The 22,028-nt window shown below is 68.0% G+C and carries 20 protein-coding genes; 10 read left to right on the top strand and 10 right to left on the bottom strand.

Annotation, left to right across the window (positions count from 1 at the left end; all coding sequences use genetic code 11):
• Nucleotides 1-8 precede the first annotated feature (8 nt).
• Both PSV00_RS15160 and PSV00_RS15155 read left to right on the top strand, forming a co-directional pair.
• Nucleotides 9-2,183 (top strand): 3-hydroxyacyl-CoA dehydrogenase NAD-binding domain-containing protein, encoded by a 2,175-nt coding sequence (locus PSV00_RS15160; protein WP_300448901.1) that lies wholly within the window; start codon nucleotides 9-11, stop codon nucleotides 2,181-2,183.
• A gap of 117 nt (nucleotides 2,184-2,300) precedes the next feature.
• Nucleotides 2,301-3,686, top strand: coding sequence for an SPFH domain-containing protein (locus PSV00_RS15155; RefSeq protein WP_300448898.1), 1,386 nt, complete (start codon nucleotides 2,301-2,303; stop codon nucleotides 3,684-3,686).
• Between the two features lie 110 nt (nucleotides 3,687-3,796).
• Here the strand turns inward: PSV00_RS15155 and PSV00_RS15150 are convergent, their stop codons facing one another.
• Nucleotides 3,797-4,030, bottom strand: a complete 234-nt coding sequence (locus PSV00_RS15150) for a hypothetical protein (RefSeq protein WP_300448897.1) — start codon at nucleotides 4,028-4,030, stop codon at nucleotides 3,797-3,799.
• Between the two features lie 112 nt (nucleotides 4,031-4,142).
• The gene (locus PSV00_RS15145; RefSeq protein ID WP_300448895.1) at nucleotides 4,143-4,979 is read right to left on the bottom strand and encodes an aldo/keto reductase; all 837 of its coding nucleotides are present in this window, start codon (nucleotides 4,977-4,979) and stop codon (nucleotides 4,143-4,145) included.
• A gap of 51 nt (nucleotides 4,980-5,030) precedes the next feature.
• Between PSV00_RS15145 and PSV00_RS15140 the strand changes: the two genes are divergently transcribed.
• Nucleotides 5,031-6,014, top strand: a complete 984-nt coding sequence (locus PSV00_RS15140; RefSeq protein WP_300448892.1) for an alpha/beta hydrolase — start codon at nucleotides 5,031-5,033, stop codon at nucleotides 6,012-6,014.
• Nucleotides 6,015-6,079: 65 nt separating this feature from the next.
• Nucleotides 6,080-7,273 carry a hypothetical protein gene (locus tag PSV00_RS15135; RefSeq protein WP_300448890.1) on the top strand — a complete coding sequence of 398 codons (1,194 nt, stop codon included), beginning with the start codon at nucleotides 6,080-6,082 and terminating at the stop codon, nucleotides 7,271-7,273.
• 12 nt (nucleotides 7,274-7,285) lie between these two features.
• On the opposite strand, the gene PSV00_RS15130 is transcribed toward PSV00_RS15135, so the two are convergent.
• Nucleotides 7,286-8,209 (bottom strand): pirin family protein, encoded by a 924-nt coding sequence (locus PSV00_RS15130; protein WP_300448887.1) that lies wholly within the window; start codon nucleotides 8,207-8,209, stop codon nucleotides 7,286-7,288.
• 99 nt (nucleotides 8,210-8,308) lie between these two features.
• Nucleotides 8,309-8,797, bottom strand: a complete 489-nt coding sequence (locus PSV00_RS15125; RefSeq protein ID WP_300448884.1) for an Lrp/AsnC family transcriptional regulator — start codon at nucleotides 8,795-8,797, stop codon at nucleotides 8,309-8,311.
• A 146-nt stretch (nucleotides 8,798-8,943) separates the two neighbouring features.
• Between PSV00_RS15125 and PSV00_RS15120 the strand changes: the two genes are divergently transcribed.
• The 4 genes from PSV00_RS15120 (at nucleotide 8,944) to lpdA (ending at nucleotide 14,601) form a co-directional block, all read left to right on the top strand.
• Nucleotides 8,944-10,176, top strand: coding sequence for a 3-methyl-2-oxobutanoate dehydrogenase (2-methylpropanoyl-transferring) subunit alpha (locus PSV00_RS15120; RefSeq protein ID WP_300448881.1), 1,233 nt, complete (start codon nucleotides 8,944-8,946; stop codon nucleotides 10,174-10,176).
• A 59-nt stretch (nucleotides 10,177-10,235) separates the two neighbouring features.
• The gene (locus PSV00_RS15115) at nucleotides 10,236-11,303 is read left to right on the top strand and encodes an alpha-ketoacid dehydrogenase subunit beta (RefSeq protein ID WP_366944678.1); all 1,068 of its coding nucleotides are present in this window, start codon (nucleotides 10,236-10,238) and stop codon (nucleotides 11,301-11,303) included.
• Nucleotide 11,304: 1 nt separating this feature from the next.
• Nucleotides 11,305-13,038, top strand: coding sequence for a 2-oxo acid dehydrogenase subunit E2 (locus PSV00_RS15110; protein WP_300448875.1), 1,734 nt, complete (start codon nucleotides 11,305-11,307; stop codon nucleotides 13,036-13,038).
• Nucleotides 13,039-13,203: 165 nt separating this feature from the next.
• On the top strand, nucleotides 13,204-14,601 hold the full coding sequence (lpdA, locus tag PSV00_RS15105; protein ID WP_300448871.1) for a dihydrolipoyl dehydrogenase: 1,398 nt from the start codon (nucleotides 13,204-13,206) through the stop codon (nucleotides 14,599-14,601).
• Nucleotides 14,602-14,827: 226 nt separating this feature from the next.
• On the opposite strand, the gene PSV00_RS15100 is transcribed toward lpdA, so the two are convergent.
• The 5 genes from PSV00_RS15100 to PSV00_RS15080 form a co-directional block, all read right to left on the bottom strand.
• Nucleotides 14,828-15,121, bottom strand: a complete 294-nt coding sequence (locus PSV00_RS15100; RefSeq protein WP_300448868.1) for a GIY-YIG nuclease family protein — start codon at nucleotides 15,119-15,121, stop codon at nucleotides 14,828-14,830.
• A gap of 95 nt (nucleotides 15,122-15,216) precedes the next feature.
• Nucleotides 15,217-17,139 carry a threonine--tRNA ligase gene (gene thrS, locus PSV00_RS15095; protein ID WP_300448866.1) on the bottom strand — a complete coding sequence of 641 codons (1,923 nt, stop codon included), beginning with the start codon at nucleotides 17,137-17,139 and terminating at the stop codon, nucleotides 15,217-15,219.
• Nucleotides 17,136-17,435 carry a membrane protein insertion efficiency factor YidD gene (yidD, locus tag PSV00_RS15090; RefSeq protein WP_300448864.1) on the bottom strand — a complete coding sequence of 100 codons (300 nt, stop codon included), beginning with the start codon at nucleotides 17,433-17,435 and terminating at the stop codon, nucleotides 17,136-17,138. The genes thrS and yidD overlap by 4 nt, the downstream gene beginning before the upstream one ends.
• A gap of 44 nt (nucleotides 17,436-17,479) precedes the next feature.
• The gene (locus PSV00_RS15085; RefSeq protein ID WP_300448861.1) at nucleotides 17,480-17,950 is read right to left on the bottom strand and encodes an iron-sulfur cluster assembly scaffold protein; all 471 of its coding nucleotides are present in this window, start codon (nucleotides 17,948-17,950) and stop codon (nucleotides 17,480-17,482) included.
• A 17-nt stretch (nucleotides 17,951-17,967) separates the two neighbouring features.
• On the bottom strand, nucleotides 17,968-18,810 hold the full coding sequence (locus PSV00_RS15080) for a tetratricopeptide repeat protein (protein WP_300448859.1): 843 nt from the start codon (nucleotides 18,808-18,810) through the stop codon (nucleotides 17,968-17,970).
• A gap of 100 nt (nucleotides 18,811-18,910) precedes the next feature.
• On the opposite strand from PSV00_RS15080, the gene PSV00_RS15075 reads away from it, so the two are divergent.
• Both PSV00_RS15075 and PSV00_RS15070 read left to right on the top strand, forming a co-directional pair.
• A complete protein-coding gene (locus tag PSV00_RS15075) occupies nucleotides 18,911-20,311 on the top strand; it encodes a leucyl aminopeptidase family protein (RefSeq protein ID WP_300448856.1) in 1,401 nt (466 codons plus the stop codon).
• A gap of 54 nt (nucleotides 20,312-20,365) precedes the next feature.
• Entirely contained in the window at nucleotides 20,366-21,214 is an 849-nt protein-coding gene (locus tag PSV00_RS15070; protein WP_300448853.1) for an NlpC/P60 family protein, read from the top strand.
• Nucleotides 21,215-21,274: 60 nt separating this feature from the next.
• Here the strand turns inward: PSV00_RS15070 and PSV00_RS15065 are convergent, their stop codons facing one another.
• On the bottom strand, nucleotides 21,275-21,949 hold the full coding sequence (locus PSV00_RS15065) for a cytochrome c family protein (RefSeq protein WP_300448851.1): 675 nt from the start codon (nucleotides 21,947-21,949) through the stop codon (nucleotides 21,275-21,277).
• Nucleotides 21,950-22,028 lie beyond the last annotated feature (79 nt).

The raw sequence follows: 22,028 nt of genomic DNA, 5'->3' as shown, positions 1-22,028 counted from the left end.
TCATGACCATGGAAAATTTCAAGATTGACGTCGATGCCGACGGCATCGCCCTGATCACCTTCGACGTTCCCGGACGGTCGATGAACACCCTGACCTCGGGCGTGATGACCGAGATCCCGGAATGGGTCGAACGCATCAAGACTGATGACGCCATCAAGGGCGCGGTGCTGACCTCGGGCAAGACCTCGGGTTTCTGCGCCGGGGCTGACCTGGGCGACATGGCCGGCGGCATGCTGGCCGGGGGTTCGCTGCAGGAGGCCTATGATGCCGGCTGGAAGCTGAACGGGGCCCTGCGCGCGCTGGAGACCTGCGGCAAGCCGGTCGCGGCCGCGATCAACGGTCTCGCCCTCGGCGGTGGACTTGAGCTGACCCTGGCCTGCCACTACCGGGTCGCCGGCGACGACAACAAGATTCAGCTGGGCCTGCCCGAGATCAAGGTCGGCCTGTTCCCCGGCGGTGGCGGCACCCAGCGTCTGCCGCGCCTGATCGGCGTGCAGGCGGCGATGATGGCCATGACCGAGGGCAAGTCCTTCCGTCCGAACGACGCCAAGGGCGCGGGCATCATCCATGAGGTCGTGGCCAAGGGCACCGAGGTCGAGGCCGCACGCGCCTGGATCAAGGGCGGCGGCAAGGCCGTGCAGCCGTGGGACGACAAGTCCTTCAAACTGCCCGGCGGCGGTCCCTACCATCCGGTCGGGATCCAGAATTTCCTCGTCGGCAATGCGATGATCCGCAAACAGACCTACGGCAACTATCCGGCCGCCACCAATCTGATGAAGGCCGTCTATGAGGGCGTTCAGGTGCCGATGGACGCGGCCCTGCGCATCGAGACCCGCTATTTCATCAAGACGCTGATGACGCCCCAGGCCCAGGCCATGATCCGCTCGCTGTTCCTCAGCAAGCAGGAGCTGGACAAGGGGGCCGTGCGTCCCGCCGGTCAGCCGAAGTCCGATCCGAAGAAGGTCACCGTCATCGGGGCCGGCATGATGGGGGCCGGCATCGCCTATGTGCAGGCCCTGGCCGGCATCGAGACCATATTGATCGACCGCGACCAGGACGCCGCCGACAAGGGCAAGGCCCATGTCGAGGAACTGCTGAAGAAGCGTCTGTCGCGCGGCCAGATCACCCAGGACAAGTTCGACGCCCTGCTGGGTTCGGTCACCGCCACCACCGACTATGACCTGATCAAGGGCTCGGACCTGGTGATCGAGGCCGTGTTCGAAAGCCGCGACATCAAGGCCGATGTGACCAAGCGCGCCGAGGCCCAGCTGGCCCCGGGCGCGGTGTTCGGCTCCAACACCTCGACCCTGCCGATCACCGGCCTGGCCGAGGCCTCGGTCCGTCCCGAGGACTTCATCGGCATCCATTTCTTCTCGCCGGTCGACAAGATGATGCTGGTCGAGATCATTCTGGGCGAGAAGACCGGTCAGGCCGCCATCGCCAAATCGCTCGATTACGTCATGAAGATCCGCAAGACGCCGATCGTCGTCAACGACGGCCGCGGCTTCTACACGTCGCGCTGCTTCGGCACCTATGTGGCCGAGGGCATGGCCATGCTGGAAGAGGGCTATGCCCCCGCCCTGATCGACAACATCGGTCGCATGACCGGCATGCCGCGCGGCCCGCTGGAAATGCACGACGACGTGGCGCTGGACCTGTCGGTCAAGATCGCCAAACAGACGGCCGCCGACCTGGGCGACCAATACCAGCCGCTGCCGGGGTCGCACATCGTCCAGACCATGGTCGAGGAGCTGGGTCGCTACGGTCGCAAGAACGGCAAGGGCTTCTATGACTACGACCAGAAGCCCAAGGTCATCTGGCCCGGCCTGGCCGAGCTGGCCCCGGTCACGATCAATGACTCGACGCCGGAACTGATCGCCGACCAGAAGCAGCGCCTGCTGTATCGCCAGGCCGTCGAGGTCGCGCGTTGCTGGGAAGAGGGCGTCATCGACGACCCGCGCGAGGCCGATGTCGGTGCCATCCTGGCCTGGGGTTTCGCGCCCTGGACCGGCGGCCCGATCACCATGATCGACCAGACCGGGCTGAAGGAATTCGTGGCCCAGGCGGACGACTATGCCGCCCGCTACGGCGACCGGTTCAAGGTGCCGCAACTGCTGCGCGACATGGCTGCGAAGGGCGAGACCTTCTACGGAAACTTCGCCGGGGCCAAGAAGGCCGCCTGATCCGATCGGCCCTCCCCGTCGCGGTGCGGCGGGGAGGCGGGGCCCTGCGCACCCTCCCGCGTTAGTTGCGCCGCCCGGGGTTTGTAGCCATAAGTCGGGCCGACATCGGGGGATCACATGAACATCTATATCGTTGCCGGCGGCGTGGCGCTGGGCGTCCTGGCCATTGGCCTCCTGATCGCGGTTGTCCTGCGCCGGGTGGTCCCGACCAACGAGGTTCACATCGTCCAGCGCGGGCGGTCCCGCGTCAGCTACGGGGCCAGTCAGTCGGCCGGAAACGTCTTCTACGAGTGGCCGGCCTTCCTGCCCCGGATCGGCGTGCTGGTGACCAAATTTCCGGTCTCCATCTTTGACGTGAACCTGAAAGACTACGAAGCCTACGACACCGGACGCCTGCCGTTCCGCGTCGACGTCCAGGCGTTCATGCGGATCGCGGAGTCGGACACGGCGGCGGAAAAGGTCGCCAATTTCGACGAGCTGCAACACCAGCTGTCCGGCATCCTCCAGGGGGCCGTCCGCAACGTGCTGGCCACCCACAAGCTGGAAGACATCCTCGAGGCGCGATCCACCCTGGCCGAGGCCTTTACCGCCCAGGTGGACCATCAGCTTCAGGCCTGGGGGGTCGAGACGGTCAAGAACATCGAGTTCATGGACATCCGCGACAGCGCCAATTCCCAGGTCATCGCCAACATCATGGCCAAGGAAAAATCCCGCATCGACCGCGAGAGCCGGGAGGCCGTGGCGATGAACAGCCAGTTCGCCCAGACCAAGGAGATCGAGGCCGAACGCATCGTCGAGGTGAACAAGCAGGACGCGCTGCAGCAGGTCGGCATGCGGACGGCCGAACAGGAAAAACAGGTCGGCATCGCCAAACAGGTCGCCGAGCAGGAGGTTCTGGTCGCCCAGAAGGACACCACCGAACGCGAGATGGATGTGAAGCTGGTCGCCGATACGCGCGCCGCCGACATCGCCAAGGGGGTCGCGGAAGTCCAGGCCGCCCAGGAGCGTGAGGTCACCATCATCCGGGCCGAGGGGCAGCGCCAGCAGCAGGTCATCGGCGCGGAGGCCGAACGTCAACGGCTGGAACTGGTCGCGCAAGGCACGCTGGCCCAGCAGAAGCTCGACGCCGAAGGCCTGCTGGCCCAGGGCCAGAGCCGCGCCGAGGCCGAGCGGCTGCTGCTGCTGGCCCCGGTCACGACCCAGATCGAACTGGCCAGGGAGATCGGCAATAACGACGGCTACCAGACCTATCTGGTGCGTGTGGAGCAGATCAAGGCCGGCCAGGCCGTGGGCGTCGCCCAGGCCGAGGCCCTGAGCGCCGCCGACATCAAGGTCATCGTGACCGGCGGCGACGTGCCCGCGGGCATGAACAGCATCACCGACGTGTTCAGCGCGCGGGGCGGCCAGGCCCTGGGCGCGATGCTGGAGGGGCTGGCCCAGACCGACGCCGGCAAGGCCGTGGTGGAGCGGGCCACCAAGGGGGCCGCCAAGCCGAAAGAGTAGGGTTGTTCCGGTCCGTTCGGCCGCTGACGGGAACGTCAGCGGGCCGCACGGCTATCAGCGCCGGCTTTTCACCCTTGGACGACGGGCTGCTTTCGGCCCAAAGCGGACGTTCAGTTGTCAGGGTCGGCCATCGCTAGCAGCCACCAGACCCTCTGCTTCGCCTCGGATATGGTCGTTTCGGGACTGTCATAAAGTCCGCAGGCCGGGCCGGGAGAGCCCCAAGCACCGTCGCGCTCTGCAACCTGCTTTTGGTATGAAAACAGGCCGTCGTCACGCCGGACGATGACGATGCGTTCAAGGTTGTCAGGTCGGGAGAATGTCCCGAATGTTTTTCCGACGGTCATGGCCTAACGCTACCCACCAAAAGGGCCGCTAACCACCCTTCGCGGACGTCCAGCGCGTCCGCTCCCCAGCCCGCGCCCTAAACACCGGCCCCGCCCGGTCCCCGCCCTCCCCCTAGATCACGTCCAGCGGCTGTTCCGAGGTCGGCGGCGGGAAGGCGCGGTCGAGGGCGGCGATGTCCTCGTCGTCCAGCCGGATCTCCAGCGCCGCGGCATTCAGCTCGACATGCTCGACCGTGGACGCCTTGGGGATGGCGATGATCCCGTCCTGACGCAGCACCATGGCCAGGGCGATCTGGGCCGGGGTGGCGTCGTGGCGGTCGGCGATCTGTTTCAGCACCGGTTCGTTCAGCAGCTTGCCGCGGCCCAGCGGGGAATAGGCCATCACCGGCATGTCGCGGGCCCGCGACCAGGGCAGCAGGTCGAACTCGATGCCGCGCGAGCCGGGGTGATACAGGACCTGGTTGGCCGCGCACTGGTCGCCGCCCTCCATCCGCATCATCTTGCGCATGGTCTTCAGGTCGATGTTGCTGACGCCCCAGCGCAGGATCAGACCCTCGTCGACCAGTTCCTCGAAGGCGGCGATGGTCTCTTCCAGCGGGTGACGACCCTCCCAGTGCAGCAGGTACAGGTCGAGGCGGTCGGTGCCGAGCCGTTCCAGCGACTTCTCGCAGGCCAGCATCATCTTCATCTCGCTGGCATTGTCCGGCTTGACCTTGGAGACCAGAAACACCTCGTCGCGCCGCCCGGCGATGACCTTGCCGACCAGCCGTTCGGAATTGCCGTTGCCATAGATTTCGGCCGTGTCGACCAGGGTCAGGCCCAGATCGAGGCCGCGCGACAGGGCGCGCATCTCGGCCTCGCGGGTTTCGGGGTGGTCACCGATCTCCCATGTGCCTTGGCCAAGGATGGGAACGGCCGTACCGTCGGGCAGGGATGTCAGGCGGGTCATGTCCGGCACAAATCACAATGCCGCGCCCGGCGCTACTCCCACGGAGACTCCATGCAGACGCGACGGTTGAAAACCGATGGCCTGACCCAGCAGATCCTCGAGGCCGGGACCGGCCCGCTGGTGCTGTTGATCCACGGCTTTCCCGAACTGGGGATCAGCTGGCGCGCCCAGGTCGAGGCCCTGGCGGCGGCGGGCTATCGTGCCGTGGCCCCCGACATGCGCGGCTATGGCGGCACCGACCGGCCCGAGGGGTCTGCGAACTATACGGCCCTGCAACTGGTCGGGGACATGGTCGATCTGGTCCGGGCCCTGGGCGAGAGCCAGTGTTTCGTGGTCGGCCATGACTGGGGCGCGCCGATCGCCTGGCACTGTGCCCTGCTGCGGCCCGACCTGTTCCAGGCGGTGGCCGGCCTGTCGGTGCCTTTCCAGCCGCGCCGCCCCAACGGCCCGCCGACCCCGGCGATGGCCGTGCTGTCCAAACGCGCCGGCCTGGGCGACCTCTATATCAACCGGCTGCAGGCCCCCGACGCCCATCTGGCGTTCGAGGCCGATCCGGCCACGGCCCTGCGCAAGATGTTCTGGTCCTATGACGGGGCCACGGCCGACGCCGACCAGTCGACCGGCTTCCTGCCGCCGGGGGTGTCGATGCTGGAGTATGTGTCCGACCACGCCACCCTGCCGCTGTGGATGCGCCCGGAGCATTTCGCCGCCTATGTCGCGGCCTTTACGGAAAGCGGCTTTGAAGGGCCGGTCAACTGGTACCGGGCCATGGACCTGAACTGGTCCCTGACCGCCTTCCTGCAGGGGCAGAAGATCCACCAGCCCGCCCTGTTCATCGTCGGCGAGCGCGATCCGGTGCGCCATTATTCCGGGGCGCATGAGGCGGGCATGGCCGACTGGGTCACCGACCTGCGCGACCGCATCGTCATCCCGGGCGCGGGCCACTGGATCCAGCAGGAACGGCCCGAGACGGTCAATGCCGCCCTGCTGGCGTTCTTTGACGATGTCTCCGGGCAGCTTGGCTGTAAATCTTGAGCAAGGCTTGAGGTCTAGACAGGGAGCCGGTCCAACCTTCGGGATTACCCCGCCTGTCCACTCTCGTGTCCCTGACGGCCCTTGGCCACAAACGGCAGGACCAGCTCGATCGCGTGATCGAGGCGGGGCTGCCCGAGCAGGGGCGGGTGTTTGCCCTGTCGCTGGAACCGATCCGCAATTCGCTCGGCCCGCGCTGGGCCGGCAAGCGGGACCAGGTCTGGGACGCGGCCGAGCGGGCCCTGGCGCGCCGGCTGCCGCCGCCGGACGTCTATCTGCGTATCGACGAGACCACCTTCCTGACGGCCATCGTCTCGGTCGATTCCTACGAAGCCCAGGTGCTGTGTTCCGAGGTCCTGCGCGACCTGCTGACCTTCTTCCTCGGTCGCAGCGCCGATGAGGACGTGGTGCTGACGCGGGTCGCCTCCCTGGACGGCCCCAACCTGGTCTGTGAGCGGATCGATCCGTTCGCGCCGCGCCCGGTCCAGTCATCGGCTCCGGCCGTCGGGGGGCGCGCCCCAGCGCCCCGCGACCCCAGCGCGTGGAAGCCGCCGCTGGCCGGACGCCGCCATACGGCCCAGGTCGCGACCCGCGCCGGCACGTTGATCGACATCGAACTGGAGGTGGTCCCGGTCTGGCGACTGGACCAGGGCACGATCAGCGCCTTCCGGATTGTCCGCGACCTGCGTCAGGCCGAGCTGAACGACAACCAGTCCGAACTGGAGATGATCGACCGGGCGACACTCGATTTCCTGCTGCCCCTGCTGGAGGACTACCGGCGGGAGGGGGGTGTCTTTGCCCTGGTGGTGCCGCTGTCGTTCTCGACCCTGTCGGCGGCACGGCCGCGGATCGCCGTTCTGGACCGCTGCGCCCCGGTCGCCGACCTGATGCGTCAGGTGGTGATTCTCGAGATCGACGGGCTGGACGCCGGCGTGCCGTCGGGGCGGCTGAGCGAGACCGTGGCCATGGTACGCCCGTTCTTCCGCAGCCTGTTGCTTCAGGTCGGCAGCAAGGCCCTGCTGGCGCGGGCCATGCGCGAACATCCGTTCAGCGGGCTGACGATCGATGTGCCCCGGCTGACCGGCGGGGCCGCCGAACTGGCGACCCTGATCCGGGCGGCGCGAAAATGCACCCGCAATCTGATGGTTCTGGGCCTGCCGGGGCGCAGCAATGACGAGGCCCTGCGGGCCGGCGGCGTCAGCCATGTCTCCTGTCAGGACGAGGGGTCGGCCCCGCCCACGCCGGGCCTGACGGCGGGCTGAGGCCGCCGACGGTCAGACCGGGTCGGTCGGACCCGGCTTCGACCCGTCGACCGCCGGGGCGTCCGGCAGCGGAATGAATTCACCGGCGTCATCCCGGGGCAGGGTCATCCGTCCGGCCTTCCAGTCGGCCTTGGCCGCATCGATCCGGGCCTGGGAAGAGGCGACGAAATTCCACCAGATCAGCCGCTCGCCCACCGGTTCGCCGCCCAGGACCATCACGGTCGAGGGGACCAGGGCCTTGATCGTCGGTTCGGCCTGGGGCTCCAGCACGATCATCTGGCCCCGGTGGAAGGTGCGGTCGCCGACCTCGATCATACCCCTGGCGACATAGAGGGCGCGTTCGCTCATCCCCCCGCTGCCCCGGCCCGGCGGCGGTGTGGTGCGCACCCCCGATTCGAGCTCCCAGTGGACATAGAACAGGGGCGAGGAGGTCTTGACCGCCGCCCTGGCCCCATAGGCCTCGCCGGCCACCAGACGGGCGAACAGGCCGCCGTTCTCATAGGCGGGCTGGTCGCTCTCGTCGTGATGGAAGAAGCCCGGGTCACAGTCCTCGGTCTCGTCGGGCAGGGCGATCCAGGCCTGCATCCCGTGCATCGGCCCGCCGGTCGAGCGTTTCAGCGGATCGGTGCGTTCGGAGTGGACGATGCCCTTGCCGGCCGTCATCCAGTTGACCTCGCCGGGGCGGATGGCCTGGGTCACCCCGGTATTGTCCCGGTGCATGATCTCGCCCTCGAACAGATAGGTCAGGGTCGACAGGCCGATGTGCGGGTGCGGACGCACATTGATGCCCTCGGCCCCGGGCGCGAACGCGGCCGGGCCCATCTGGTCGAGGAAGATGAAGGGGCCGATCATGCGCCGGGCGTGGAAGGGCAGGATGCGGCCGACCTCGAATCCCCCGAGATCCTTGCGGCGGGCGTCGATCACCATTTCGATCATGGGCTGGGCGTTCCTGTGCCGGGACTCAACCGCGCGATGATCGACGGACCGGGCGGGATCGTCCAGTCCCGATTGCCCCTGACCGGACCGGGACCAGACTCAGGTCACGTGCGGGGTGACGATGCCCAGCGGCAGGGCGGTCACATTCTTCACGCCGCGGGTGACGATGTGGCTCTCGCAGTCCGAGACGATGCCCAGGGTCAGCAGCTTGTTGCGCAGGAAGCTGTCGAAGGCATGCATGTCCGAGGTGATGATGCGCAGCACATAGTCCTCACGCCCGGTGATGGTGGCGCACTGCACCACCTCGGGCCAGCCGGCGACGGCGCTCTCGAACACATCGAGATTGTCACGCGACGGCAGGTTCAGCTTGACGATGGCATAGACTTCGAAGTCCAGGCCCAGCATGGCGGCATTGAGCAGGGTGACCCGCTTGCGGATCAGGCCGCTGTCCTCCAGTCTCTTGATCCGGCGCCAGCATGGCGATGCCGAGAGACCGACCCGCTCGGCGACGTCGGCGACCGAGAGTCCGGCATCCTGCTGCAGGATGTCGAGAATTCGGGCGTCGACGGGATCCAGTTCGTCCGCCAAGGCGTTTCTCCCATTGATGTTCTGACGCAATAAAATACCCGAAAACGGCCTTGTGCAAGGTCGAATTTGAGCGAGCCAACGGCGACGTCTCATGCTAATGGGCGCGATTGAGGAAACGCGGTCAGATCAACCGGACGGCAGGACGCATGACCAGGAACAGCCAACCATTGTCGCTTCGGGTGCCGGAGCCTTCGGGCCGGCCGGGGGATCCGACTGATTTTTCGCATCTGAAGCTGGACCCGGCGGGGGCCGTGGACCGGCCCGACGTGGCGACCACGCCCTATGAGATGCGCGACCACGCCTTCCGCCTGATTCGGGTGCTGGACGACGACGGCCAGGCCGTGGGGCCGTGGAATCCCAGGCTGGATGCCGAGACCCTGCGCAAGGGGCTGAAGGCGATGATCCTGACCCGGGCCTTCGACGACCGGATGCATCGGGCCCACCGCCAGGGCAAGACCAGCTTCTATATGAAATGCACCGGCGAGGAGGCCATCGCGGTCGCGCAAGGGATGATCCTGTCCCGCGAGGACATGGGCTTCCCGACCTATCGCCAGCAGGGTCTGCTGATCGCCCGCGGCTATCCGCTGGTCGATATGATGAACCAGATCTATTCGAACGCCTCCGACCCCATCAAGGGCCGCCAGCTGCCGATCATGTATTCGGCCAAGGACTACGGCTTCTTCACCATCAGCGGCAATCTGGGCACCCAGGTGCCCCAGGCCGTGGGCTGGGCCATGGCCAGCGCCTACAAGGGTGACGACAAGATCGCCATCAGCTGGATCGGCGACGGGGCCACGGCCGAGGGTGATTTCCACAACGCCCTGACCTTCGCCAGCGTCTATCGCGCCCCGGTCATCCTCAACATCGTCAACAACCAGTGGGCCATCAGCTCCTTCATGGGCATCGCCGGCGGGCTGGAGACGACCTTCGCCTCCAAGGCCATCGGCTATGGCCTGCCGGCCCTGCGCGTCGACGGCAATGACTTCCTCGCTGTCTGGGCCGCGACCCGGTGGGCCGAGGAACGGGCCCGCACCAACCAGGGGGCGACGGTGATCGAACTGTTCACCTATCGCGGCGCCCCGCACTCGACCTCGGACGATCCGAGCCGCTACCGCCCGGCCGACGAGCACGACAAATGGCCGCTCGGCGACCCGATCGCCCGGCTGAAACAGCATCTGATCGCCCTCGGCGAATGGTCCGGGGAGCAGCAGGTCGAGGCCGAGGCCGAGGCCGTCGCCCAGGTTCGCGCCGCCGGCAAGGAGTCCGAGGCCATCGGCACCCTGGGCCAGTCGCGCCCCTCGGTGAAGACGATGTTCGAGGAGGTCTATGCGACCGAGGACTGGCGTCTGGTCGAGCAACGCCGCGAGGTCGGGGTCTGATCATGGCTGAGCAAACCACCTTCACCGAATCCGACCGCACCGACGGCGTCGAGCCCGACATGGTCGATCAGAACAACGCGCCCAGGTCCGAGGCCCCGACCGCGGGCGTCCAGCCGATGAACATGATCCAGGCGCTGAACTCGGCCCTGCACGTCAAGATGGCCGAGGACCCGAACGTGCTCAGCTTCGGCGAGGACGCCGGCTATTTCGGCGGCGTCTTCCGCGTCACCGACCAGCTGCAGCAGAAGCACGGCCTGACCCGCAGTTTCGATGCTCCGATCAGCGAATGCGGCATCGTCGCCGCCGCCATCGGCATGGGCAGCTACGGCCTGCGTCCCGTCGTCGAGATCCAGTTCGCCGACTACATCTATCCGGCCTATGACCAGATCGTCTCGGAAGCCGCCAAGCTGCGCTACCGGTCGGGCGGCCAGTTCACCGCCCCGATCGTGGTGCGCTCGCCCTATGGCGGCGGCATCTTCGGCGGCCAGACCCACAGCCAGTCGCCGGAAAGCCTGTTCACCCATATCGCCGGGCTCAAGGTGGTCATTCCGTCCAACCCCTATGACGCCAAGGGCCTGCTGACCGCGGCCATCGAGGACGACGATCCGGTCATCTTCCTCGAGCCGAAACGCCTCTACAACGGCCCGTTCGACGGCTGGCACGAGAAGCCGGTCAGCCCGTGGAAGACCCAGGACCTGGCCCAGGTCCCGACCGGCAAATATATCGAGCCGATCGGCAAGGCCCGCATCATGCGCGAGGGCAATGACGTCACCATCCTCTGCTACGGCACCATGGTCTGGGTCTCCCTGGCCGGGGCCGAGCACGCCGGGGTCGACGCCGAGGTCATCGACCTGCGCACCCTCGTCCCGCTGGACATCGAAACCATCGAGGCCAGCGTGAAAAAGACCGGCCGCTGCGTCATCGTCCACGAGGCCCCCAAGACCTCGGGCTATGGGGCCGAGCTGTCGGCCCTGGTGCAGGAGCGCTGCTTCTATCATCTGGAGGCCCCGATCGCCCGGGTCACCGGCTGGGACACGCCCTATCCGCACGCGTTTGAGTGGGAATATTTCCCGGGACCCGAACGGGTCGCCACGGCCCTGAAGGCCGTCATGACCGGAGGGCGCTGAGATGGGTCGCTACGTCTTCAAACTGCCCGACGTGGGTGAGGGCACCGCCGAGGCCGAACTGGTCGCCTGGCACGTCAAGGTCGGCGACGTCGTCGCCGAGGACCAGGTCATTGCCGACATCATGACCGACAAGGCCACGGTCGAGCTGACCAGCCCGGTCGCCGGCACGGTGCTGGCGGCGCATGGCGAGGTCGGCCAGCAGCTGGCGGTGGGGTCACCGCTGGTCGAGTTCGAGGTCGAGGGCGCGGGGAATGCGGCCTCTTCTCCCTTCCCCCTCGAGGGGGGAAGGGCCGGGGATGGGGGTGAGCGCACCGCTGCCGCCGGTGAAGCGACAGAGACTCCGATCGGGTCTTCGAAGTCCACGGGAACTGCCCCTGCCTCCACCCCCACCCAACCCTCCCCCCTCGAGGGGGAGGGCTCATCGGGGGGTGCCAACCACATCTTCAAACTGCCCGACGTCGGCGAGGGCACGGCCGAGGCCGAGCTGGTCGCCTGGCATATCAAGGTCGGGGACGTCGTCGCCGAGGACCAGATCGTCGCCGATGTGATGACCGACAAGGCCACGGTCGAACTGACCAGCCCGGTCAGCGGCACGGTCGTCGCCCTGCACGGCGAGGCGGGCCAGCAGGTCGCCGTCGGCGGGCCGCTGGTCTCGTTCAAGGTTGAGGGCAAGGGGAATGTCGCCTCTGCGCCTGCGGCCGCCAGCCCCTCCACCGCTTCGCGGTCCCCCTCCCCGCAAAGCGGGGAGGAGACGGTGCGGCCGGCTCCGTCTGTCCCCCTGTCAGGGGGACCGAAGCCTGCGGAGCAGGGTTCGAGGGGGGCGGCACCTCAACGTCAGCTCTCCGACCGCACCCAGCGCCCCCTGGCCTCGCCGGCGGTCCGCGACCGCGCCCGTGACCTCGGCATCGAGCTGCAATTCGTGCCTGGCTCCGGCCCGGCCGGACGGATCGAGCACGGCGATCTGGACGCCTTCGTCGCCTCGGGCGGTCGCAGTTCGTCCGTGGGCGGATCATCAACCGGTTCGACCTATGCGCAAGCCGAAGGCACCACCGAGACCCGCATCATCGGCATCCGGCGCAAGATCGCCGAGAAGATGGCCGAGTCCGTCCGCCGCATCCCCCACATCACCTATGTGGAGGAGATCGACGTCACCGCCCTGGAGGACCTGCGCGCCCATCTGAATGCGACCAAGGCCAAGGAGCAGCCCAAGCTGACCCTGCTGCCCTTCCTCGCCCGGGCCATGGTCGTGGCCCTGCGTGACCAGCCGACCATCAACTCGCACTACGACGACGAGGCCGGCGTCCTGACCACCCACGCCGCCGTCCACATCGGCATCGCCGCCCAGACGCCGAACGGCCTGATGGTGCCGGTGGTCCGCCACGCCGAGGCCCGCGATCCCTGGGACACGGCGCTGGAGATCGGCCGCGTCTCGACCGCGGCCAAGGATGGTTCGGCCAAACGCGAAGACCTGACCGGCTCGACCATCACCATCACCTCGCTGGGCACGCTGGGCGGGGTCATCCACACCCCGATCATCAACCACCCCGAGGTCGCTATCGTCGGCCCCAACAAGATCGCCGAGCGGGTCGTCGTGAAGAACGGCCAGATGGTCGTGCGCAAGATGATGAACCTGTCCTCCAGCTTCGATCACCGCATCGTCGACGGCCATGACGCGGCGGTCTTCGTGCAGCGCATCAAGACCCTGCTGGAGAACCCGGCGACGCTGTGGATGTGAATGAAGACCCTTCTCCCGGTGGGAGAAGGTGGCCGGGCGAAGCCCGGCCGGATGAGGGTTTTCGGTGCCGATGATCGACCTCTGTAACCCCTCATCCTCCCACTCGCTTTGCGAGCGGGCCCCTCCCTCTCCCGCCGGGAGAGGGGTCAGAATGGCGAGCAAGACATGACCCAGACCCTGAAAACCAAAGTCCTGATCATCGGCGCCGGCACCGGCGGCTATGTCGCCGGCATCCGCTGCGGCCAGCTGGGCCTCGAGGCCGTGCTGGTCGACGGCGGCGACGGCCTCGGCGGCACCTGCCTGAATGTCGGCTGTATCCCGTCCAAGGCCATCATCCACGCGGCCTCGAAATTCGAGACGGTCAGCAAGGCCGCGAACGGCGGAACCCTGGGCATCACCGCGGCCAAACCGGCCATCGACCTGGCCCAGACGGTGGCGTGGAAGGACGGCATCGTCAAAAAGCTCAACGCCGGGGTCGCCGGCCTGCTGAAACGGTCCAAGGTCAAGGTCATCAACGGCTGGGCCGAATTCACCGACGCCAAGACCTGCACGGTGAAGACCGCCGACGGTGACATCACCATCAGCGCCGAACACGTCATCCTGGCCACGGGCTCCGAGCCGGTCGAACTGCCGTTCCTGAAATTCGGCGGCGACGTCCTGTCCTCGACCGAGGCCCTGTCGCTGTCGGAGGTTCCCAGGAAGCTGGTCGTGGTCGGCGGCGGCTATATCGGGCTGGAACTGGGCATCGCCTTCCGCAAACTGGGGGCCGAGGTCACCATCGTCGAAATGGCCGACCGGCTGCTGCCGCTCTATGACAAGGCCCTGACCGATCCGGTCGCCAAATGGCTGGAGAAGCACGGCGTCGCACTGCACCTCGGCGCGAAAGCCGGGTCGTTCGACAAGGGCCAGATCAACGTCACGACGAAGGACGGGAAAGAGATAAAACTGGCCGCCGACAAGGTGCTGGTCACCGTCGGCCGCCGTCCGCGCACCCAGGGCTGGGGCCTGGAGACCATGGGCCTGGCCATGGACGGCCCGTTCGTGAAGATCGACGACCGCTGCGCCACCAGTATGAAGAACGTCTGGGCCGTCGGGGATCTGACCGGCGAGCCGATGCTCGCCCACAAGGGCTCGACCCAGGGCGAGATCGTGGCCGAACGCATCGCCGGCCACGACAAGCGGTTCAACCCGGTCACCATCGCCGCCGTCTGTTTCACCGAGCCCGAGATCGTCTCCGCCGGCCTCGGTCCGCTCGACGTGGAGGGCCGAGACGATGTGATCACCGCCGTCTTCCCGATGTCCGCCCTCGGCCGCGCCCTGGCCATCGAGGCCGCCGACGACGGCGGCTTCGTCCGCGTGCTGGCGTCAAAGGACGACCATCGCCTGCTGGGCGTCCAGGCCGTCGGCCAGCACGTCGCCGAACTGTCCAACAGCTTCGCCCAGATGCTGGAGATGGGGGCGGTGCTGGAAGACGTCGCCGGCATCATCCACGTCCACCCCACCCTCGGCGAGGCCTTCCACGAAGCCTCCCTGCGGGCCCTGGGCCACGCCATACATATTTAGGGGCGCGCTACGCTCGCGCCGCGGGCGCTCGCTGCTTGAGCGCGCATATCCAGGGCGCTATCGCTCGCGCCGCGGGCGCTCGCTGCGTGAGCGCGCACTGTCTCCTCCCCATGCAATGGGGAGGGGGACCGCGGAGCGGTGGAGGGGAAATGCCCCCTCTGTTTTCGTGATTCTGGGGCGAGGCCCAAAAACTCCGGTCATCCCCGCGAAGGCGGGGACCCAGGTTTCAGTCGGGCTCAAGTCGCTCGAACAGATCGTGCCAGCCGGGGTTCATTTCCTCGATCAGCCGCAGCTTCCACAGGCGGTTCCATTTCTTGATCTGGCGTTCGCGCTGAATGGCACCCTCGCGCGTCTCGTGAGCCTCGAACCAGACCAGAATGACGACCCCGTATTTCGCGGTGAAACTGCCCGGCCGCATCCGGGTGCGGTGCTGCCAGGCCCGACCGATCAGGGTGTCGGTCGAGCCCGTGTACAGCGTCCCGTTGCGGCGGCTGGCCATGATGTAGGTGTAGAAGGCCATCGACGGCGATCTTGGCAAAGCCTGGGTCCCCGCCTTCGCGGGGATGAACGGATGAAGATATAGCCGCTCATCGTCTCGCGGGAAACGTGTGCGACCTAGCCCCGCAGATCGGGCGGGGTCGCCTCTTCGGTCAGCATGCGGATCGCTTCTTCCACCGACACCACGGTCTGGGCCTGGGAGCCGAGGCGGCGGATGGCGACCTGGCCGGCCTCGGCCTCGTTGCGGCCGACCACGGCGATGACCGGCACCTTGCCGACCGAGTGTTCGCGCACCTTGTAGCCGACCTTCTCGTTCCGCAGGTCGGACTCGACCCGCAGGCCGGCCGCCCTGAATTTCGCGGTGACCTCGCGGGCATAGTCGTCGGCGTCCGAGGTGATGGTGGCGACCACGGCCTGGACCGGGGCGATCCACAGCGGGAAGGCCCCGGCATAGTTCTCGATCATGATGCCGATGAAGCGCTCGAACGAGCCGAGGATGGCCCGGTGCAGCATCACCGGCCGGTGCTTCTGGCCGTCCTCGCCCACATATTCCGCGTTCAGGCGCTCGGGCAGGACATAGTCCAGCTGCAGGGTGCCGCAGGTCCATTCCCGGCCGATGGCGTCCTTGACGATGAAGTCCAGCTTGGGCGCATAGAAGGCCCCGTCACCCTCGGCGATGACCGGTTCGACCCCGGCCAGACGCGCGGCCTCGCCCAGCATGGCCTCGGCCTTGTCCCAGAATTCATCGGACCCGGCGCGCACCTCGGGCCGGGTGGCCAGGGCGATCTCGTGCGTCTGCATGCCGAGGTCGGCGTGGACGATCCGCGTCAGTTCGATGAACCGGCGCGTCTCCTCGACGATCTGGTCCTCGCGGCAGAAGATGTGGGCGTCGTCCTGGGTGAAGCCGCGCACCCGCATCAGCCCGTGCAGGGCCCCGGACGGCTCATAGCGGTGGCAGGCCCCGAACTCGGCCATGCGCAACGGCAGTTCGCGATAGGACCGCTGGCCCTGGTCGAAGATCTGCACGTGGCCGGGGCAGTTCATCGGCTTGAGGCTGAGGGTCTCGCCCTCGACCGTCTCGCAGACGAACATATTGGGCCGGTATTTCTCCCAGTGGCCCGACTTCTCCCAGAAGGTCCGGTCCAGCACCTGGGGCGTCTTGACCTCGACATAGCCGGCGGCGTCCAGCCGGCGGCGCATATAGTCCTCCAGCACCCGCCACAGCACCCAGCCCTTGGGATGCCAGAAGACCATGCCGCGGCCCTCTTCCTGCATGTGGAAGAGCTCCATCTGCCGGCCGATCTTGCGGTGGTCGCGCTTCTCGGCCTCCTCGATGCGCAGCAGATAGGCGTCCAGATCCTCCTTCGAGGCCCAGGCGGTGGCATAGATGCGCTGCAACTGGGCGTTGCGGTGGTCACCGCGCCAGTAGGCCCCGGCCAGCTTGGTCAGTTTGAAGGCCTTGCCGACGAATTTGGTCGAGGGGAAATGCGGCCCGCGGCACAGGTCCTTCCAGTCGCCCTGGTAGTAGACGCTGATGTCCTCGCCCTCGGGCAGGTCGCGGATGATCTCGGCCTTGTAGGTCTCGCCGATCGACTCGAAATGTTTGATCGCCTCGTCGCGCGGCCAGACCTCGCGGCGGATCTTCTGATCGCGGTCGACGATCTCGGCCATCTTCTTCTCGATCCTGGCGAAATCGTCGGTCGAGAAGGGCTCGTCGCGGGCGAAGTCGTAATAGAAGCCGTCCTCGATGGCCGGGCCGATCGTGACCTGGGTGCCGGGGAACAGGGCCTGGACCGCCTCGGCCATCACATGGCTGGCGTCATGGCGCAGGGTGTCCAGGGCCTCGGGGGCGTCGCGCATGATGATGCGCAGGGCCCCGGATGCGCCGACCGGAGCATCGAGGTCCAGCAATTTGCCGTCCAGCTCGATCAGGGCGGCCTTCTTGGCCAGCGAGGGCGAGATCGAGGTGGCGACATCACGGCCCGTGGCGTCGTCGGGATACTGGCGCACGGCACCGTCGGGGAATTTCAGATCGATCATGGTTCAGTCTTCTGCTTCTTGGTGGAGCGAATAGCTGATTTCGGCTGCGCCGAAACGGTTTCGCTCGTCGGAACCGGGTCGAAGCCCGATTTTCCGAAGGGATGGCATTTGCACAGGCGTTTGACGGTCAGCCAGCCGCCGCGTGCAGGTCCGTGTTCGATCAGGGCCTGGGCCGCATAGTCCGAACAGGTCGGCATGAAGCGGCACGATTGCCCGATCAGCGGGGACAGGGTCAGCTTGTAGCCCCGATGGGCCGCGCGGACGCTGCGTTCGTAAAGGGTTTTGCCGGGAGCCATGTCGGACTGCTTATCCCCCGCGCGGGGGGATGGAGCAACCGCCGTCAGGCCGCACCGGCGAGACGAGTTCGGGTGTCGGGGCCCCTGCGGGCCACGGCGGCGCGGATCGCCTCCAGCGTGGCCTCGATCGCCACAAGGGTCGAGGCGTGGCGGGCCGGGTAGTCGGCGACCTGTTTCAGGGCGCGCAGGCCCTCGAACCGGCCGGTCGGGCCCTCGCCCCCGGTCTTCAGCATGGCCAGGGTGGCGTCACGGGCGGATTCGATCTCGGCCAGGCTGGCCCCGATGATCGACTCGCCCAGTACCCCGGCCGCGGCCTGGCCGAGGGCACAGGCCTTGATGTCCTGGGCGAAGGCGGCGATCCGGCCATCGGCATCCAGCACCACGTCGACGATGGCCTTTGACCCGCACAGCTTCGCCACCCGCTCACCGGTGCCGTCCGGCGCGGCCAGGCGTCCGGCATGGGGCAGGTTGCCGGCCAGCTTCAGGATGCGGGCGCTGTAGAGATCGTCGATCATCGGACGAATATAGGCGATCAGGAGCCCTGGAGCGAGGTCCAGGTCCGGGCCGAGGCGGAGGCCGGGGCGGCCGCGCCGCTGCGGCTGTGCAGCCAGGCGACATTGCGGTCGGCCTGGTCGGGCGGCAGGTCACGGCGCAGCATCTGTTCGGCCTCGGCCAGCTTGTCCTGCAGGCCCAGGGCCATGGCCAGGTTGAGCCGCACCTGAAGACTGGCCCCCGGCTGGGCCACGGCCCGGCGCAGCAGGGTCTCGGCCGCGGCCGGATCCCCGGCGGTCAGCCAGCCGATGGCGACATTGTTGAGGATGTCGGGATTGTCGGGCGACAGGCGCAGGCCCTCGTTCCAGGCGAGACGGGCGTCCTCGGGACGGCGCACCTGCTGATAGGCGGCCCCCAGCAGCGACAGCGGCCGCCAGTCGTCGGGGCGGAGGGCACGGGCCTGTTCGAGGGCGGCGATGCCGTAGAAGGCCTGGCCGCGGGCGATATGGGCCCGACCCAGCTCCAGCAGGGCGTCATAGTTGCCCGGCTGGGACACCAGGGTCCCGGACGCGGTCTCGGCGGCCTGGTCGTAGCGGCCCATTTCGCGCAGGGCCTGGGCGGCCTTGGGTCCGGCCACGGGGTCGGCCGGATTGATCTCCATCTCGCCGGTCCAGAACAGCGACCGGGCCAGCGGGTCCATCCGCTCATAGGTGGCGCGGACGTCGGCCGGGGCCGGGGTGCGGACCGTCGGGGCAGGGGCAGGGGCGGGGCTCTGCGGCGTGACCGGGGCGGGGCGAGGGGGGGCCGCCAGGGCGGGGGCGACGCCGAGAGTCAGCGCCAGAACGGCGGAGACGGTTGCGACCTTGACGAGGGTGGGCGACATGGGAGTCATCCGTGGAAATTCCGGGCGGGCTCTCAACACTCGCGCGTTCACGTCAACCTTTGGTTAATCGACCCGAAGACGGGTCGGAAAGGCGTCGCCGATGTCCGTCCTTCATCCCGAATCGCTGGTGGCTTCTTCCGCCGGCAGCCTGCCGGTCCACGTCGTGGTCAAGGACGGGGCGCTGGACGGCGTGGGGGCGGCGACCGCGGCCTGGGCCCGGGCGCATGAGTTCACCGGCAAGGCCGGCCAGCTGCTGATCCTGCCGGGTCCCGCCGGAAGCGTGGGCGGGGCCCTGTTCGGCGCCGGCGAGACCTTTGATCCCGGCTCGGCCCGCGGACTGGCGGCGCGGCTTCCGGCCGGCCTGTGGCGGCTGGACGGGGTCAGTGCCGCCCAGGCGGAGTCGGCGGCCCTGGCCTTTGCCCTGGGCGGCTATCGTTTCGACCGCTACCGGGCACGACCCGAGGGCGCGCGACCGCAGCTGGTCGCGCCGAAGGGGATGGACGTGGCCGCCGCCCTGCGGATCGCCGCCGCCTGCGCCCTGGCCCGGGAGATGGTCGACACCCCCGCCGCCGACATGGGGCCGCTGCAGATCGAAACCATCGCCCGCGAGATTGCCGCCGGGAGCGGGGCGAGTATCGCCGTGACCGAGGGCGAGGCCCTGCTGGAGGCCAACTATCCGGCCATCCACGCGGTCGGACGGGCGGCGTCCCCGGCGCGTCAGCCCCGGATCATCGAGATCGGCTGGCAGATGGACCGGACCGACCTGCCGCTGGTGGCCCTGGTCGGCAAGGGGGTGGTGTTCGATTCCGGCGGCCTGAACATCAAGGCCGGGGCCGGGATGCGCAATATGAAGAAGGACATGGGCGGGGCGGCCCATGCCCTGGCCCTCGGGCGTCTGGTGATGCAGTCGGCCCTGCCGGTGCGGCTGGTGGTGCTGGTCGCGGCGGTCGAAAATGCCATTTCGGCGGACGCCTTCCGGCCCGGCGATGTGCTGAACAGCCGCAAGGGCCTGACGATCGAGATCGGCAATACCGACGCCGAGGGGCGACTGGTCCTGGCCGACGCCCTGTGCCGGGCCGGCGAACATGCACCGGACCTGACCCTGGACTTCGCCACCCTGACCGGCGCGGCGCGCATCGCCCTGGGGCCGGACCTGCCGCCGCTCTACACCGACGACGAGGCGCTGGCGGCCGAGCTTCTGGAGGCGGGCCGGGCGGTGGATGATCCACTGTGGCGCATGCCGCTGTGGCCGGGCTACCGCGCGGCGATCGACAGTGAACTGGCCGATATCCGCAACGATTCGGCCGCCTGGGCCCAGGCGGGCTCGGTCACGGCGGCCCTTTTCCTGCAGAAATTCGCCCCGGCGACCGGGGTCTGGGCCCATATGGACATCTTCGCCTGGAACCCGCGCGCCCGTCCCGGCTGGCCCGAAGGCGGGGCGGCCCAGGCGATGCGGGCCTGTCATGCGATGCTGGTCCGACGTTATTCGACGGCCCGTTAACGGGGTTTTTCGGTTTTCTGAGTCAAAACAAGGTTCACCTGTACGGACCCCGGTTTGACCGTTTTCGCTGCCACCCTGGACCCCCGCACCACGCTCGCCCGGCCGGATCTGGCCGAGCAGGCGCTGGAAGGACTCGTCCGGGCCGCAGCCTATCGACCGGTGACCCCGATGCAGTGCGTCGTCGCCGTCGCCCCGGTGCGGACCCGGGCCGGTTCCGACGGTGAACAGGCCGACCAGCTGGTCTTCGGCGAAGGTTTTGATGTCCTCGACCGCCGGGACGATCAGGTCTGGGGCCGGGCCCGCCGCGACGGCGTCGTCGGCTGGGTCGATGTCGCGACCCTGTCGGACACCGTCATTCTGCCGACCCACCGCATCTGCACCCTGATCAGCCCGGTCTATCCTGCCGCGACCGCCGCCGAGAGTACCGCCTCCCTGCCGCTCAACGCCCTGGTCACCATCGGCGGGTCCGATCATGGTCGTGTCGAGGTGCCGGGGGTCGGCTGGGTTGCCGTCCGTCATCTGGCGGCTCTGGACCGGTTCGACAGCGATCCGGGCGAGGCGGCCGAGCGATTCGTCGGCACCCCCTTCATGCCCGGCGGCCGCACCGCCCTGGGCACCAACTGTTCCGGCCTGGTTCAACAGGCCCTCTATGCCTGCGGTCTGGGCGGGCCGCGGTTCCGCGACGGCCAGTCTGCCCTGGGGCGTCCGGTCGAGGCGGCCACCCTGCGCCGCGGCGACCTGGTGGTCTGGGATGACCACACCGGTGTGATGATCGACGCCGACCGGATCGTGCACGCGACCAGCCACCACGGCAGCGTCACTGTCGAAACCCTGGTCGAGGCCGACGGTCGCGAACAGGCGGCCGGCTCGGGTGCCCCGTTTTTCCGCCGCGTGACCCTCTAGACAATCAAAAAGGCGGCCCGTGAGGACCGCCTTCCTGAAGTCTGATCCCGTTTCCGGGAATTACGGGGCGGCGGGCGCGGCCTGGACGGCGGCCGTATCGGCAACGCCGTCGGTCGGTGCGGCAGCACCGTCGGCGGGCGACGCAGTGACCACTTCGGCCCCGGCGACCGGCGGCTGACGTGCCGGATCGGGTGCGGGGATCGGGAAGCCGGTCGACCCCTGCGAGCGCAGATAGGCGATCAGATTGACCCGGGTCGGGGTGTCGCGCAGGCCGGCGAACGACATCTTGGTCCCGGGAATGTAACGGGCCGGGGCGGTGATGAAATGATCCAGGGCGTCCAGCGTCCAGGTCGCATCGACCGCCGTGTGACCCTTCATGGCATCGGAATAGGCGAAGCCGGCATGGCTGGCGACGGCCCGACCGACGACGCCGCTGAGATTCGGTCCGACACCGTTGGCACCGCCGGCGGCGATGGTGTGGCAGGCCTGGCAGCGCGCGAAGGCGGCCTCACCGGCGGCGAGGTCGGCGGTCGGCATCAGCGTGCCCCAGTCCGGCGGCAGCACCACTTCCGCGGCACCCCCGGCGGCCTCTTCGGGCGCGTCGACGAAATAGCCCATTTTTTCAGGGGCTTCGGTCTTATAGACCATACCGGCGACCTGTTGGACCACGAGGATGGCAAACACCGTCCCCAGGCCCGCGCCGAAAATCTTGTTCCACTTCAGATCGCCGCTCATAGCGTCGTCGCATCCCGTTTCTGGGCCCCTCCGGAAGATCGGTCACTGGCCGGTCCTGGGGGCTTATCCTTGCGTGGCC

Source organism: Brevundimonas sp. (assembly GCF_029945885.1).
GTDB lineage: Bacteria > Pseudomonadota > Alphaproteobacteria > Caulobacterales > Caulobacteraceae > Brevundimonas.
Note: the sequence above shows the minus strand (reverse complement) of the source record. Positions and strands in the feature narration are given on the sequence as shown.